Origin of the sequence: Chroococcidiopsis sp. SAG 2025, assembly GCF_032860985.1 — a bacterium.
Taxonomy (GTDB): Bacteria; Cyanobacteriota; Cyanobacteriia; order Cyanobacteriales; family Chroococcidiopsidaceae; genus Chroococcidiopsis.
Window position 1 is genome coordinate 3,113,115 of the sequence record NZ_JAOCNC010000001.1, and the last position, 13,992, is coordinate 3,127,106.

General features: G+C 44.2%; 14 protein-coding genes and 1 pseudogene. 4 read left to right on the forward strand and 11 right to left on the reverse strand.

Annotated features, from left to right (window positions below; genetic code table 11):
• Positions 1–96: 96 nt before the first annotated feature.
• A complete protein-coding gene (gene aroF / locus N4J56_RS15050; protein ID WP_317107180.1) occupies positions 97–1,155 on the forward strand; it encodes a 3-deoxy-7-phosphoheptulonate synthase in 1,059 nt (352 codons plus the stop codon).
• A 200-nt stretch (positions 1,156–1,355) separates the two neighbouring features.
• Here aroF and N4J56_RS15055 read toward each other — a convergent pair whose 3' ends face one another.
• The 5 genes and pseudogenes from N4J56_RS15055 to N4J56_RS15075 form a co-directional block, all read right to left on the reverse strand.
• Entirely contained in the window at positions 1,356–1,853 is a 498-nt protein-coding gene (locus N4J56_RS15055) for a retron system putative HNH endonuclease (RefSeq protein ID WP_317110640.1), read from the reverse strand.
• Between the two features lie 33 nt (positions 1,854–1,886).
• Positions 1,887–2,681, reverse strand: a complete 795-nt coding sequence (gene istB / locus N4J56_RS15060) for an IS21-like element helper ATPase IstB (protein WP_317104990.1) — start codon at positions 2,679–2,681, stop codon at positions 1,887–1,889.
• 586 nt (positions 2,682–3,267) lie between these two features.
• A pseudogene (gene istA, locus N4J56_RS15065) lies at positions 3,268–4,194 on the reverse strand (IS21 family transposase); the annotation flags it as partial.
• 319 nt (positions 4,195–4,513) lie between these two features.
• The gene (locus tag N4J56_RS15070; protein WP_317107181.1) at positions 4,514–5,731 is read right to left on the reverse strand and encodes an AAA family ATPase; all 1,218 of its coding nucleotides are present in this window, start codon (positions 5,729–5,731) and stop codon (positions 4,514–4,516) included.
• Between the two features lie 6 nt (positions 5,732–5,737).
• Complete coding sequence (locus N4J56_RS15075) at positions 5,738–6,658, reverse strand: metallophosphoesterase family protein (RefSeq protein ID WP_317107182.1); 921 nt, start codon at positions 6,656–6,658, stop codon at positions 5,738–5,740.
• A gap of 145 nt (positions 6,659–6,803) precedes the next feature.
• On the opposite strand from N4J56_RS15075, the gene N4J56_RS15080 reads away from it, so the two are divergent.
• Both N4J56_RS15080 and N4J56_RS15085 read left to right on the forward strand, forming a co-directional pair.
• Positions 6,804–7,790, forward strand: coding sequence for a hypothetical protein (locus tag N4J56_RS15080; protein ID WP_317107183.1), 987 nt, complete (start codon positions 6,804–6,806; stop codon positions 7,788–7,790).
• Between the two features lie 525 nt (positions 7,791–8,315).
• Positions 8,316–8,948: an NYN domain-containing protein gene (locus N4J56_RS15085; protein ID WP_317107184.1), complete on the forward strand. Its 633-nt coding sequence runs from the start codon at positions 8,316–8,318 to the stop codon at positions 8,946–8,948.
• 24 nt (positions 8,949–8,972) lie between these two features.
• Here the strand turns inward: N4J56_RS15085 and N4J56_RS15090 are convergent, their stop codons facing one another.
• The 4 genes from N4J56_RS15090 to N4J56_RS15105 form a co-directional block, all read right to left on the reverse strand.
• Entirely contained in the window at positions 8,973–9,134 is a 162-nt protein-coding gene (locus N4J56_RS15090) for a hypothetical protein (RefSeq protein WP_165587686.1), read from the reverse strand.
• Positions 9,135–9,262: 128 nt separating this feature from the next.
• Positions 9,263–9,610 carry a hypothetical protein gene (locus tag N4J56_RS15095; protein WP_317107185.1) on the reverse strand — a complete coding sequence of 116 codons (348 nt, stop codon included), beginning with the start codon at positions 9,608–9,610 and terminating at the stop codon, positions 9,263–9,265.
• 587 nt (positions 9,611–10,197) lie between these two features.
• Entirely contained in the window at positions 10,198–10,386 is a 189-nt protein-coding gene (locus tag N4J56_RS15100; RefSeq protein ID WP_317107186.1) for a hypothetical protein, read from the reverse strand.
• A 38-nt stretch (positions 10,387–10,424) separates the two neighbouring features.
• Complete coding sequence (locus N4J56_RS15105; protein WP_317107187.1) at positions 10,425–10,679, reverse strand: hypothetical protein; 255 nt, start codon at positions 10,677–10,679, stop codon at positions 10,425–10,427.
• Between the two features lie 198 nt (positions 10,680–10,877).
• On the opposite strand from N4J56_RS15105, the gene N4J56_RS15110 reads away from it, so the two are divergent.
• Positions 10,878–11,033, forward strand: a complete 156-nt coding sequence (locus tag N4J56_RS15110) for a hypothetical protein (protein WP_317107188.1) — start codon at positions 10,878–10,880, stop codon at positions 11,031–11,033.
• Between the two features lie 4 nt (positions 11,034–11,037).
• Here N4J56_RS15110 and N4J56_RS15115 read toward each other — a convergent pair whose 3' ends face one another.
• Complete coding sequence (locus tag N4J56_RS15115; RefSeq protein ID WP_192154385.1) at positions 11,038–11,415, reverse strand: response regulator; 378 nt, start codon at positions 11,413–11,415, stop codon at positions 11,038–11,040.
• A gap of 3 nt (positions 11,416–11,418) precedes the next feature.
• A complete protein-coding gene (locus tag N4J56_RS15120; protein ID WP_317107189.1) occupies positions 11,419–13,773 on the reverse strand; it encodes a response regulator in 2,355 nt (784 codons plus the stop codon).
• Positions 13,774–13,992: the final 219 nt, after the last annotated feature.

Below are 13,992 nucleotides of genomic sequence, written 5' to 3' on the forward strand. Positions count from 1 at the left end.
GTGTTTATTTAGCGAGCAGTGAGTCGTGAGTAGTCGATAGTAACTGGTCACTGATAACTGACAACTGACAACTGATAACTGAATAAGGAATTTAGCATGATTATTGTGATGAAAGTTGGTTCGCCACAAGAAGAGATCGATCGCATTAGTGAAGAAATGTGCGGTCGAGGGCTAACGCCTGAGAGGATTGTGGGGAAACATAAAGTTGTCATCGGATTAGTCGGCGAAACAGCCGCACTCGATCCGTTGCAACTGCAAGAAATTAGTCCTTGGATCGAACAAGTTTTGCGAGTAGAACAACCATTCAAACGTGCGAGTTTAGAGTTTCGTCACGGACAACCTACAGACGTAGCGATCGAAACGCCCGACGGAGCAGTTCACATCGGTCAAAGTCATCCAGTGGTGACAATTGCGGGTCCCTGCTCGGTTGAAAATGAAGAGATGATCGTGGCTACGGCGCAGTATGTCAAAGCGTCAGGAGCTAAACTGTTGCGCGGTGGAGCGTACAAACCTCGGACATCTCCTTATGCTTTCCAAGGACATGGTGAAAGTGCTTTAGGCTTGTTAGCTGCTGCACGGGAAGCTACGGGCTTGGGCATCATTACTGAAGTGATGGACGCGGAAGATTTGGACAAGATTGTAGAAGTCGCCGATGTCGTCCAAGTCGGGGCGCGGAATATGCAAAATTTCTCGCTGTTGAAAAAAGTGGGAGCGCAACCTAAACCAGTTTTTTTAAAACGAGGGATGTCAGCCACAATTGAAGAATGGTTGATGGCGGCTGAATATATTATGGCTGCGGGTAATCCCAACGTGATTTTATGCGAACGGGGTATTCGTACCTTCGATCGCCAGTATGCGCGAAATACCCTAGATTTATCAGTTATTCCCGTGTTGCGATCGCTGACTCACCTACCAATTGCGATCGATCCCAGCCACGGCACGGGAAGGGCAGAATACGTACCATCAATGGCAATGGCGGCGATCGCGGCGGGTGCAGATTCGCTGATGATAGAAGTCCATCCAAACCCTGCTAAAGCCCTATCTGATGGACCCCAATCCCTCACACCGCAAAGATTCGATCGCTTAATGCAGGAACTCAGCGTTATTGGCAGAGCAGTAGGGCGCTGGCAGCAGCCAGTTGTTGCTTTGACATAACTTAGGGCAGGTAACGCCCATCGCCAAAATTCGTAAGCTAATCAAGTTGGGTGGGCTTTATTTACTCAATCGTTGCGCGGTAAAAAATCTTTACTTTTTGAAGACGAATAGGTAAATGCAGGTGCGATCGTTACAGGACAAAGATACTAGGTGAGAAATTACAGAACCATACCAACAAGGTGCGGGTAGATACACTTAAGTTAAGTCACAAAGTACTGTTTGAGAATATAAGTAATAGCAGCACAAAACGGCGTATATTGTCCGTTAGAATCGAGTTGATCGAATCCTTCAGCTAGTTTTTGAATTTCTGCATCTGTGAGTCCGTCAAGCAGTGGTAAACTTCTCTGAAGTTGCCTGCGTCTTGTTGCCTCTAGCTTAGAATTATTTAGTCCTAATCTCTCAATAGTTTCTTGTCCAGCCGCCTGCATGAGCAAGTCATCTGTGGGAAGAATTTCCCCAAAAGCTGTGTATCTGAAGAATTCAGCACAGTTTTCTTGTAAGGGGGAGACAGTCAAATTTGGATTATACCATTCACTTTTTTGATGTCCGCAATGTTTCGATTTCAGAGGTAATTGGGGTAATTGTTCGGTCGCTCTTTCTTCACCTTCCCCTGGACAGGAAGCAAGAAGATTAGAGTATTCTAATGCGATTTTCGGGAATAATTTACGTGGTTTAAAATGTTCGATATGGCTGCTTATGAAATGTCAACTATCTTGACGAATGCGCGACAATTATTTTGGTTGCTTTTGGTCAGTAGAAGAAGAGCGTTGTAGAGCCGCTTGTTGACGAAAACTGGGTGCAAGGATTTCGAGAATGACAGCATGATGTACCAAGCGATCTACAGCAGCAACGGTCATAGTAGAGTCGGTAAAAATTTCATCCCAAGCACTGAAAGGGTGATTGGCAGTAATCATCAAGCTTTTGAGTTCGTAGCGGTGAGCAATTAACTCAAACAACACTGATGTTTCCACTTCCGACTTTTTGACATAGCTAATGTCATCAAGAATCAGCAGATCGTACTTATCGAGCTTGAGTAAAGCTGATTGCAGTTGTAAGTTGGCTTTCGCCGCTTGTAGCAGTTGCACGGCTGTGGTGGCACCCAGAAACTTGACTCGTGCACCCAGTTCTACCAAACTGCGACCGACAGCAGCAGCTAAGTGAGTTTTCCCGACTCCAGAAGGACCGAACAGCAGCAGATTCTCACCCCGCTTCAACCAAGTTCTGTCCTGAGCCAGTTGCATGATGCTAGGCTGATTTAAGCTGGGGCAATGGCTGAAGTCAAAGTTGGAAAAAGCTTTTCCTGGTGGCAGGTGGGCATCTTTGAGGGCGCGTTGCACTCGCGCTTGATAACGTTGTGTTGCCTCGGATTCGCACAGTGCTAGCAAGAATTGAGCGTGTGACCAGCCCCCAGCCAGAGCCTGACGCTCCAACTCTTGCCAATGGTTGTTCATGTGGGGCAGTTTGAGTGTTTTGAGTAGGAAGCCCAGAGTCTCGATGGCTGTTATTTGGCTGTTGTTGGGGGACATGATGCAAGAGAGAGTCGTAAGGGGAAAGGTCGTGTTGCTGTACCGAAAGCGTTGGATGTGCCACACTCTCACCCAGATGAAACTGCTGTTGCAGTCCCACCAAGCTAAGGGTGCCAGAGCGTAAGTGGTCAGCCAAATACAGTGCGACTGCGTGTTCCTTATCTTGTTTAGCAGCAATGTACAGTGCCTCGGTCATCAATCGTGCCGTCGTGTAGGAATCGAACTGGGTTAACATCTCCTGCCATAATTGGCGGTAGTTGTCGTCAGGCAATAATTCTTGCTGCCAGGTACAGTGTAGAAAAGCACGGGGTTTCAGTCGCAGGCTGTCAATGACGTGACGATAATTGACGCAACGGGAGCGCCGCAACCGACTGCGGCTAGGTACATGAAGGCGTGGCAGTTCTACCACCTGCTGCGTGCCGACAAAACCGACTATCCGGTCATGATGTAGGTGAAGGGTTAATCGTAAGCCAATCAATTGTGACGGCACAGTGTAAGTGATGCAGCGCACGGTCATCGTGCTACGGGTGGTAACTCTGACGCTGAGGATTTCGTAGTCGGGATAACGATAGTTGGGTAATGGATGCAGGTAGGGTTGCTCAAGCTGAAATTTGGCTTGAATGCGCGTATTCAACTTCTCAACTATCCCAGAGATAAACGCTTGATAGGCAGCAACACTATCAAAATCACACGAGCCGCGCAGCAATAGGGCTTGATGCAGCCGTCGTTTGAAATAGCCGTGGGGTGACTCAATCGAACCATTTTCATGGGCTAGTCCGCGATTATTTCGTGAGGGACGCAAATTATAGTGCTGGCATAGCCGTTGATACATTTGCGTCAAATCTTCATCGGTGCGTTTACCCAGGTTACGGTAGGCGGCACTAAGACTATCGCTGCGATGTTCTTGTGGACAACCCCCGCTTGCTGCCAAGGCATTCTGCAAACCTTCAGCCAGAGCAACAAAACTCTCGCCACCTTGAATGACTTGCACGTACTGCCATCCACTATAGGCAAGTCGATAATGATACAGTAGATGCTCGAAGGGTTGACCGCCAATCGTGACTTGCACCTGCTTGAGCTTGGTGAAGTCCGACAAGCCCATTACGCCTGGTTGATGCTCTAACTCAAACATCACTGACTGCGCTGGTCTCCTGGTCGCTTTCCATTGCTGGACTCGTCGTTGCAGCGTCCGCACGATAGACTGCCCATACTTGCCTGGATACTTCTGCTGCAGGTACTCGAACAACGTTATCGCTTGCAATTGCGGTTGTTTTTGTAATAGCGGAACTAGTTCGCTGTCCCATACCTCAGCCAATGGGTCTTTGCGGGTACGCCAGTCATGGGGTCGTCCGCGTTGCGGTTGATGAGCTCCCGCATCAATGCGTCTACCTGTACGCTTCGAAAATCCTCCCTTTGCTGCTGCTGTTTCCTGCGTGCAGCCAGATTCTCTCGCTTTCATGTATATTTGAACCTGTTTGAAATTAATTCGTTTTCCCGACACTAGGCAGTCCATTAATTGGCGTTAATTGACATTGCCTAGTGTCTTTTGTTTTGGCAGCGGTTGCTGAAGATAATTGTCGTCTCGTCAACTTGGTGTAGCAGTCAAGTTAGTTGTCGTCACTCGGTCTATTTAATTGTCGTTCAATAGCTGCTGGTGATATTTATCCGCATTCCACAATAGCAACATATGTATCCTTGCTCTCGTAGCAAAGCTTCATGTACATCTATTTTCTGTGGTTTACTAAAATTCTCCCAATTTGGCTGCCATTCATTATTCGATAACGCTTTCCAGGCGGAGAAACTTTGTGGTTCCACACCCTTTCTAATATATTTCACCTACCCAAAATTTCCCTTCGCCGAATCAATACCTCTGCGCTAGCAAAATCTGGCTCGTCAGCACCAATTTCTGCTACTAAATCTTTTTGTAACTCTCTTGCACCGTCAAGATTTCCTTCATCAATAAGTCTGAATAAATCACGCAGACGATTTTTGATTTCTTGGGGACGTTCTGGTACTCCCATCAAATCTTCTAAGATACGATTGCTGTCTCTGCCATAAGAACTTTCTGGATGTTTGGCAATAATACCTGTATCTGTTGCTTCTAAAATATAAATTCCTTCTGGTTTCACATGGCTGACTACTTGTGGTGAATGGGTAGTCACAATAAATTGACAGTTAGGAAACGTTCTAGTCAAAGCCGGAATAATTTCTCGTTGCCATTTAGGATGTAAATGTAATTCAATTTCATCAATCAAAACTACGCCACTTCCTTGAAGCGGATCGGGTAAGGATGGATTAGCGATCGCCAAGCGTCTAGCTATGTCTCCTACCATTGCTAGCAAACATTTCTCGCCATCAGATAGCTGATTTACTATGAGTTCTTGACCATTTTTATTTACGGTCATTCGTAAAGGCGATCGCCTTACTCTTAGATTGGAAAAATTTGGAAGTAGTGAGTAAATTGCTTGCCTTACTGCTTCTAAATGAAGATTTCTATATTCATGGTCATCTCGCCTTTCTTCATTTTCCAGATCTTCGCAAGATCTAAACCACTGAAAAAAAGTATTGAAATTTATTTTGATTTCGGTAACTGCCTGTTCCAACATATCTATGAAATCAAAAATATAATTTTGAGGTAATTCTAGAGCAATATCAAGTACTGCACGGTTGACAGGATAATATATTACTAAAGGTAATTTGGTGTCAGTTAAACTGTCTAGCTGCTCTAGGTTATTTGAAAAAGAAAAACCATTCCCAACTACTGACCACGTTAGTTCTTTTGACTCGGACAATATTGTAATTTCACTTTTGAAATCTTGACTAATACTATTTTTAATATCTTGTGCTTTAAAAAAGCGTTTTGTTCTATTATTCCAATCACCTATATACTTTTGAATCAAATGTGATAGAAGAATGGCAAGACAATCCAGAACACTTGATTTGCCAACTCCATTAATCCCAATAAGAACCGTGGGTTCGGTTGCATCAAAATCTAGCGTCAAATCGCCAATCCCACGGAACGATCGCATTTTTAATTGCTTAACTCTCATAGTTTTCTAAGCCGATCGCAATTTGATACTACCTTTATCGAAAACCCGATTATCTGTACCAATAGCACTTACTTCTATTCTGTCGGCATACACTTCATATGTAGCAAAACTCAACTTGCTTGCAGAAAGCGCCGTCCACTCAGAACGATTTACAGGACGAGTTCCCGCACCACCACCAGTAATCATATATGTCGTACCATTAATCGGGCGCGATCGCTCGTAATTGTGATCGTGTCCGTTAATGTAGAGTTGCACGCCGTACTTTTCAAACAGTGGCGTAAATTGTTTAATAAAAGTTTGATTGTTGCCGTAATGACCCGAAGAATAAACCGGATGATGTCCAAATACTATCTTCCAAGGAGCATCGCTGCGACTGAGTTCTTTTTCTAACCAAGCCAGTTGAGTATCCCAATCGGCATTACTGTTAGTATCGAGAGCAAAAAACTGTACCGGATCGCGGCGAAAAGTATAGAATCGTCCTTGCATATTGAAGCCAGGATAGCGCACTTGAGGATCGCCATTAGCGGTGCGAATATCGTGGTTGCCAAGACAAGCGTAGAATTTTACCCCTTGTTTGAGTAGAGGTTGATAAGGACGCTCGAATACAGCTTGAATTTTTTCGATCTCGCCGTTGTTGTAAATATTATCTCCCGCCAAAATTGCTACATTAAACTTGTTTTGACGGTGATAGGCAGTCATTGCCTCAGCTACAGCATATTGTCCGCGATCGCCCGTTCCCGTATCTGCCACCGAGATAAATCGCAACAAAGGTTTTGTAGATGGCTTAGGTTTTAAATCGTCAGCACCAGAAGCAATTGCCGATTTTTGCTGTGTAGGAGATTCACGTCCGTGGATTTTGTTCCACAGCGCCACACCAAAAAAGCTCAATGTACTCAGGAATAGAAATTGACGGCGTTTGAAACTCATAAGTTAGGTGGTTGACGGTTGACGGTTGACTGGTACTGGTCACTGCTCCTACTCCCTACTCCCTGTTAACTGATAAGCTAGGTGCAGCACCCGCTAAGAATTTAACTTATCTTCGATTGTTTCGCTGCCTGGCAGGAAGAAATTTATGTCACAGGAACCGTCTAATTCCCAAAAGTCACCTTCCCCTGAACGTAAGCCAAAAACAAATTCCTTTCAAGCAGCGGTAAAAATACAAACAATTAAACTGCTGCGTGGCACAATCGGAGTTATAGAAGGAGCGATCGCTCAACTAGAAGCAGAATCCACAACCACGACTGAAGCAAGTTGGTGGGAACCTTTACAAAATGGCTGGGGTTCTGTTTTGGGAAAAATTCGCTCTGTGCTACCAGCAAATCTTTCAGGTAAGCTGTCTAACTCTGCTTTGACCGGAATTATGGCAGGAATTGTCGTAGTTTTGGTGCTGACAACCTCAAGTCTATTTTCAGCTAAACCTACAGAGATTGCAGTTGCTCCTACTCCCGGAACGGAACTACCAGTCGTCACAACATCTCCTGTGCCTGCACCAGAAGTACCAGCAGTTACAGCAATTCCTTCCCCTACAGCACCGGAACCGTCAGCAGTGACAACAAGTCCTGCTTCTGAACCAGAAACACCAATCGCTACAACGCCTTCTGCCAATCCGTCTCTTACGGATGAACCTTCTCCCCCAATAGAAGTGGAACCAAAAATAGCTATTCCTAGTGAGTTAACTGCACCCCAGCCAGTAAAGGGTGACACACCTCCTGAGTCAGCACTTACCCTAATCGCACAACTGACACCAGAGGAGATTTTAGTCGCCTCAATTCAAAAGCAAGTTGAAGAAATTAGCGATCGCGTTGCGGATGGATTAATACAGTCTATTCAACCCAATTTTGGGGGTAGCAATTTGGTAGTCACGCTTGGCGATGATTGGTACGATCTCCCGTCTTCCGAGCAAGACAAATTAGCAGCTCAAATGCTAGAAAGATCCAAAGAACTCGATTTCAGTCGCTTAGAGGCGATCGATCCCAAAGGAAATATAATCGCTCGTAGTCCAGTGGTCGGCAAAGATATGGTTATTTTCCGACGACAAGATTTACGTAGCAATCTCTAAAAGGCGATCGCGATCTACTCCCTTACTCTCCTTGTCCTCGCGATTGGTCTGTTGATTTTTACGACAAACTCAGACTTTATTCTTAAGAAAATTTAAGTCATTTTAATTTATGAATAAAGAAATAAAGAAATTGTTTTATTTATAGGAATATTCAACTTTTTATCCTTAACTGTTAATTTTGTATCGCTTGTAGCGATCAATTATGTATCGTATGTAGCAATTCGTTTTGAAATTATATATACCTAATAGATAAGAGTATTAAATGACAATGGATTGAGTCTGCTAATTGTTAAAGTTTCAGATTAGATTTAAATTCTGTGAATTTTCCCAGACAGTTACGCTCTTACATTTGTGTTTATATATTATGACCGTGCTAACCAAGTCAGATGAGCTTGTTACAATTTAATCCAAATTAGCAATGCCTGTACTAGTAAGCTGGTTCGATACAGGTAGTTTTAGTATAAATAAGTTATTACATTTTGCTATCGTTCTAGTCAAACTCAATCTCCAAATTCTGAGGTATCAATGACTTTTTATCAAGAGATAACACAAGATGAAGTTCTCGATCGCAGCAAAATCTTGACCAGACATATGAAGAAAGAGATCAACCCCTACGAGGAGGCTAACACACACCCTAACGGTGAGCTATTAGATACCTTCAGTCGGGGTCGAGTCGCTATTTTTATCGATGGCTCTAGCCTCTTCTATGCTGCTTTACAACTGGGAATTGAAATAGACTATACTAAACTGCTGTGCTTGTTAACAGCAGAAGCCCCTCTCTTACGTGCTTTCTTCTACACGGGTGTCGATCCGATCAACGATAAACAACAAGGTTTTTTACTTTGGATGCGTCGTAATGGTTATCGCGTCGTTAGTAAAGACTTAATTCAATTTCCTGACGGTTCTAAAAAAGCAAAGTTAGATGTAGAAATAGCCGTTGATATGATGACCCTAGCTGGCTGTTATAATACAGCCGTTTTAGTTAGTGGAAATGGAGATCTTGCCTATGCAGTTGATGCAGTTTCTTATCAAGGTGTACGTGTAGAGGTCGTCAGTCTTCGGTCTATGACTAGTGATAGTCTGATCAATGTTGCCGATCTCTACATCGATTTAGCTGGGATTAAAGAGCAGATTCAAAAAATATTTCCTTCTGAGTAAAGTTAAACTCGGTTGAGATGACGATTAGACTTTGAGTGTCACTAACTCTCGATTTCGTCTTGCGAGAACCTCTGTAACTAAGGTTGGCATTTCTTGATAGCAAGCCGGACAAAACCAATAAATGCCTTTAGCACTAATGTGGCGTAGTAATGTTTGAGAACAACAAGGACAAGTTGGTGTAGACATGGCTGATGCTTGGGTTAGAAGTGTACGAACTGAGGTAAAACAGAAGCAAGATTGAGTCTATTTATGCAGATTTATCGGAAGCAAATTTTAACAATACCAAATTCAAAATTTAGAATTCAAAACTCGATCTAACCAAACCAGTGGGAAGGTGCTAATCCAGATTCTGTTTCTGAAGGAATATGGTGAACGATCCATTCCCAATATTGCTGTAAGATATCTTGAATTCCTTGCTTGGCTAAGGTTTCGATCTGCAATTTTCGGTCAGAACTACAATTTCCAAAAGTCGTAGAATTTTCTCCTTCTTCTAAAACTGTATAGGAGTTAGCAACTCTGCTTAAAACATAAGCAATCAGTTTTTGGCGTAAGTCTGGAATTGCAAAAGCTTTTTGATAGGGGTAATGAGGATAATCCTCTAACGCAGTTTCAATGTGTTCTACCACCATTGGTAATGTTAAATTCACAACTGCTTTAGTCATTTTTTATACCTCAATCTCTCAATCTCTAAAATCTGCATAAATCGTCATACTTTTAATCTAAGTGATAAATATGAGGAACTTGTGAGAAAATAAAAATTTTTTAAAACTTCTAGTTAAGTTTGTTAACAAAAACATGAACTGATGTAAACTAGTTCTCCTATTGTGGCAGCACAATTCACTCTGGTTGAGCGATGGCAAATAATCACAACCATTCTGCTTCAACCGTTCTTCTTGTCATCAAGCCTGTTAGTTAGTTGCATCTCGACCATTGGTCAAGAGATTATCTATCCAAAGATAGATTGACACAATATAATAAAAACCGCATGGATGTCTGTTATTTTGCATACAAAAACCTAGATTTGTTAGGCGATCGCATCAGTTATCGTAGGGGCGCGTTTAGCAAAAAATTGATAGTTTACAGCAATAATCTTCACGCAAAACCCGCCCGTACAGCAGTCAGAAACCATAGGGGCGGGTTTAGTAAAGTCTCGATGGTTAGTGACAACAATCTTCCTACAAAACCCGTCTGTACAGGGGTTAGTTTTATAGTCTTAACCCCTAATTGCTAACCTTTAATATCTCTGCATTTACCATGCTTTAGGATGGTGTTTTTTATCGTTAATATCACCTTCAAAAGGCTGAACTCCTGTATTTGGATACTGGTCGTCGTTCGGAGCAAAAATTCGCTTAACCGCAGCTCCTACATAAGTTACCAGTTGTGCTAAAGCATTCCAGACAAACTGTACGACTTGCCGTGATGTTCTATTGAGCGACATATTTTTTCCTCCTAATTCAACTAACATTCACTAGCAAGCTATTGCGCTTGAACAGATGGGTCTGTTTGGGTGGGTAGACCTACCTCAGCAGCAGAACGGCTTAACATAGACTGCTGGAGGTGTTCTTCTTGTTGCCTTTGTTCGGTCATGAGTTCTCTGGCTGTTTGTTGGATTTCCGATTCTCCAGAGTCAGCTAACTCTGCTTCTGTACGCTGCAACATAGACTGCTGCAAATTTTCTTTTTGCTGGCGCTGCTGCGTCATTGCCTCTCTTGCTTCTTCTCGCGTACTCATAGGCAAGTCTCCAAAATTAGTTGTTGGTTGTTAGTTGTTGGGTCTTGCTGAAATATCGATAAATTGTGAAAAATTGGAATGAATTTGTTAAATCTGTTCTTACAGGATTGGTGCTGAGCAAGCAGAATTCGGTTTCTCGTGTCTGAGGGTAACCGATCTGCTTCTATTGTTAGAATAAGCTGACAATTTGAGGAACTTGTGAGGAAACAGTTATCAGTTATCAGTGGTCGTAGGGGCGGGTTTAGCCAGCAGATTCACGGCTTTAGTCATAATCTTCGTTCCAAACCCGCCCGTACAGTTATCAGTTATCAGTTGTCAGTTATTAGCGATCGAGGAGTAGTGGCGAATTGGTAATGATTTAATTCCAGCCCAAAGTAGTAGCGACTTGAGAGGCTAGCTGAAGCGGATCGAAGGGTTTGGCGATCGCATCTTTCATACCTAATAGAGCGTAGCGGCGGCGATCGGCTGGTTGTACCTTGGCAGTTAAGAAAATCACGGGAATATGTTTTGTTGCTTGGTTTGCCTGCAACTCTTTATAAGTTGTTAATCCATCCATCTCAGGCATCATCACATCAAGGAGGATAGCATCGGGTTGTTCGGCTGCGGCTTTGAGCAAACACTCGCTACCAGAACTAGCCGTGCTAACTTGCCAACCCGCTACCATCTCCAAGCAAATTTGGGCAACCTCTTGGATATATGGTTCGTTGTCAACTACTAATATGCGTTTGGCTGTCATTGGTCATTGGTTGTTGGTCATTGGTGAGTGGCTGGTCACTGTCTCCTTAGATGCAACCACACGCCCGCGCCCATTTTTCTTGGCGCGATAAAGAGCTTTATCTGCCACACGATACAAAGTTTCTAGATCTGCACCGTGTTCCGGGTAATGGGCAATTCCAGCGCTAAAGGTGATGGGTATGTTGCATTGGGGGTGTGTAGACTGCTGTTGCTGCCATCCGATCGAGATATCTGTCAATCGCTGTACTCCGTCTTGGCTGGTCATGCCGTACAAACCGCAGATGAATTCTTCACCACCCCAACGAGCTACTATATCTTCTCGACGCAACGAATGCAGTAACCACTGTCCCAGCTGACGTAACACCGCATCGCCCACTGCATGACCGCAGGTATCGTTGACTAGCTTAAAGCGATCGATATCTAAAACTACCAAACAGAGGGGCTGATGATGCCGCTTTGCTAGATTTAGCAAGCGTTCTAAGTCTTGAGTAGATTTATGACGATTAGCAACTCCCGTCAGCGGGTCAATTTCTGCTAAGTTGCGCAAAAGTTCGATCCGGTCGAGCCGATTCATGATTCGGTTTACGAGTTCCGGTCCTACAATCGGCTTGCTGACAAAATCATCCGCCCCAACTGCAAACACTTGATTTACCGTATTGGCATCGCTGTAGGCAGTCAGAAATAAAATTGGCAATCCGCACCAGTGCGAATCTTGGCGCACGATCTGACACAGCTCTAAGCCGCTGAAATGGGGCATATTGATATCTAAAATGAGCAAATCTGGGGCTGAGGCTTCTAGAGTTTCCCAAAAACGGCGAGGATCTTCGATACAAATCGTCCTCAAGCCCCACGGTTCCAGCAGGCTGCGTAGGGTAGCAAGGATCTGAGGATCGTCATCCACTACCATCACCTTAGCTGCTGTCGCTTCCTTTGGTAGCAATTGGGTGACTGCCTGTAAAACTTGGGCTGGCGGTACGGGCTTGGGTAAAAAGGCATGTCCGCCACAACGGGCGACTTCTAGTCGCATCATCAAATTATCTTGATTGCTATGAACGAGAACGGGCAAGGAGGGATAGCGATGTTTGAGTTCGACTAGGAGTGCTAAGCTGTCTGCTGTATTGCCATCAAGATCGAGTAATACGACTTGGGGTGGCGATAAAGCGATCGCTTTCCTAGCTGATTCTATGTGAGTGGCTATTTCTGCTTGAATGCCCCACACTCCCGCTTCTTCGATCAATGGCTCTGCTAAATGGCGATCGCTATTGAAAATTAACAATTGCGGCAACTCTTGTTTAACTGTGACAGGTGTTGTCAGCTCGGGAGGAGTTAGTTCTATCGAGCGGCGTAAAGCCGCTACGAGTTCTCGCAAATGCTTTGTTTCTGTTTGACTCATCGGCTTTTTGGCTCGCAAACTACGTTCGATTTTCCGTGCTAGTTGCGAACCTGCGGCAAAACCAAAAGTCCCTAAAGAACCTGCTAAAGTGTGAGCAGCTTGTTCTGCATGGTGACGTTGCTCTATCGTCAGTTGAGCTGGCAAGATTTGAGTAGTAGCTTGTTCTAATAGCGTTACCTGCTCGTTTACCCTACCCTGAAATCGCTCCCATACTCCTGCTAAAGCCGTAAGAGTTTGTTGTCGCGTCTGCTCGCTTGGCTCTTCAGATGATGGTAGTGTGAGTTTATTGACCGATGGCGACTTGAGACGATAGCCGATCCCGTAGACGGTTTCGATCGAATCTGCCGGTGCGCCAACTGCTTTTAATTTCTGCCGCAGTCCTTTAATTTGCGTCCTTACGGCTTCTTCCCCTGGAGTTTTATCAAACGACCAAACACGATCCAAAATGGCGCTGCAACTGAAAACCCGGCGATTGTTCCGTAAAAACAGTTCTAGCAAGGCGTACTCTTTGGGAGTCAATTGTAGCGATCGCCCGCTATAAGTCACTTCACAACTACTCGGGTCGAGTCGTAGCTCTCCCCACTCTAATACTGGCGAAACACTTGTATTTCCACGCCGCAATAAAGCTCGCACGCGGGCAAATAATTCTTCTTGGTCAAACGGTTTGACAAGATAATCATCTGCACCAGCATCTAAGCCGATTGCCTTATCGTGACTGCTATCTCGTCCGGTCAGCAACAAAATTGGCATTTTGTAACCATGCGATCGCACGCGACGGCACAGTTCAATTCCGTCCAACTTTGGCAACATGACATCTAACAGGATCAGGTCATATTCGTAAGCTTGAACTAGTTCCCACCCTGATTCGCCATCGGCTGCTATTTCTACAGCATAATTTTGCTCGGATAGGACCAGATCTAGGGCATTAGCGATAAACTCGTCATCCTCTACAACTAAAATGCGCATTGTTAGGGAGTAGGGAGTAGGGAGTAGGAAAGAACTGACTGTTTGTCTTTCACCTCTTGCCTCTTAGCTTCACTCAAGCCGATCCTAAAGCAGAATTACATAAAATTAAGGTTTGTTTGCAAATTTAAAACAATATCAAGCTGAATTGGTTACAAAAGTTGATTGTTGAATTTGTCATTTGTCTTTTGTGAGTGGCTGGTAGCTGGTGACTAGTGGCTA

Bases quoted from the DNA above. Each gene is read 5' to 3' on its own strand.
- istB (WP_317104990.1), bottom strand. From the start codon at position 2,681: ATGTCCCCCAACAACAGCCAAATAACAGCCATCGAGACTCTGGGCTTC.
- aroF (WP_317107180.1), top strand. From the start codon at position 97: ATGATTATTGTGATGAAAGTTGGTTCGCCACAAGAAGAGATCGATCGC.
- N4J56_RS15115 (WP_192154385.1), bottom strand. From the start codon at position 11,415: ATGACAGCCAAACGCATATTAGTAGTTGACAACGAACCATATATCCAA.
- N4J56_RS15080 (WP_317107183.1), top strand. From the start codon at position 6,804: ATGTCACAGGAACCGTCTAATTCCCAAAAGTCACCTTCCCCTGAACGT.
- N4J56_RS15090 (WP_165587686.1), bottom strand. From the start codon at position 9,134: ATGTCTACACCAACTTGTCCTTGTTGTTCTCAAACATTACTACGCCAC.
- N4J56_RS15105 (WP_317107187.1), bottom strand. From the start codon at position 10,679: ATGAGTACGCGAGAAGAAGCAAGAGAGGCAATGACGCAGCAGCGCCAG.
- N4J56_RS15075 (WP_317107182.1), bottom strand. From the start codon at position 6,658: ATGAGTTTCAAACGCCGTCAATTTCTATTCCTGAGTACATTGAGCTTT.
- N4J56_RS15085 (WP_317107184.1), top strand. From the start codon at position 8,316: ATGACTTTTTATCAAGAGATAACACAAGATGAAGTTCTCGATCGCAGC.
- N4J56_RS15070 (WP_317107181.1), bottom strand. From the start codon at position 5,731: ATGAGAGTTAAGCAATTAAAAATGCGATCGTTCCGTGGGATTGGCGAT.
- N4J56_RS15120 (WP_317107189.1), bottom strand. From the start codon at position 13,773: ATGCGCATTTTAGTTGTAGAGGATGACGAGTTTATCGCTAATGCCCTA.
- N4J56_RS15100 (WP_317107186.1), bottom strand. From the start codon at position 10,386: ATGTCGCTCAATAGAACATCACGGCAAGTCGTACAGTTTGTCTGGAAT.
- N4J56_RS15095 (WP_317107185.1), bottom strand. From the start codon at position 9,610: ATGACTAAAGCAGTTGTGAATTTAACATTACCAATGGTGGTAGAACAC.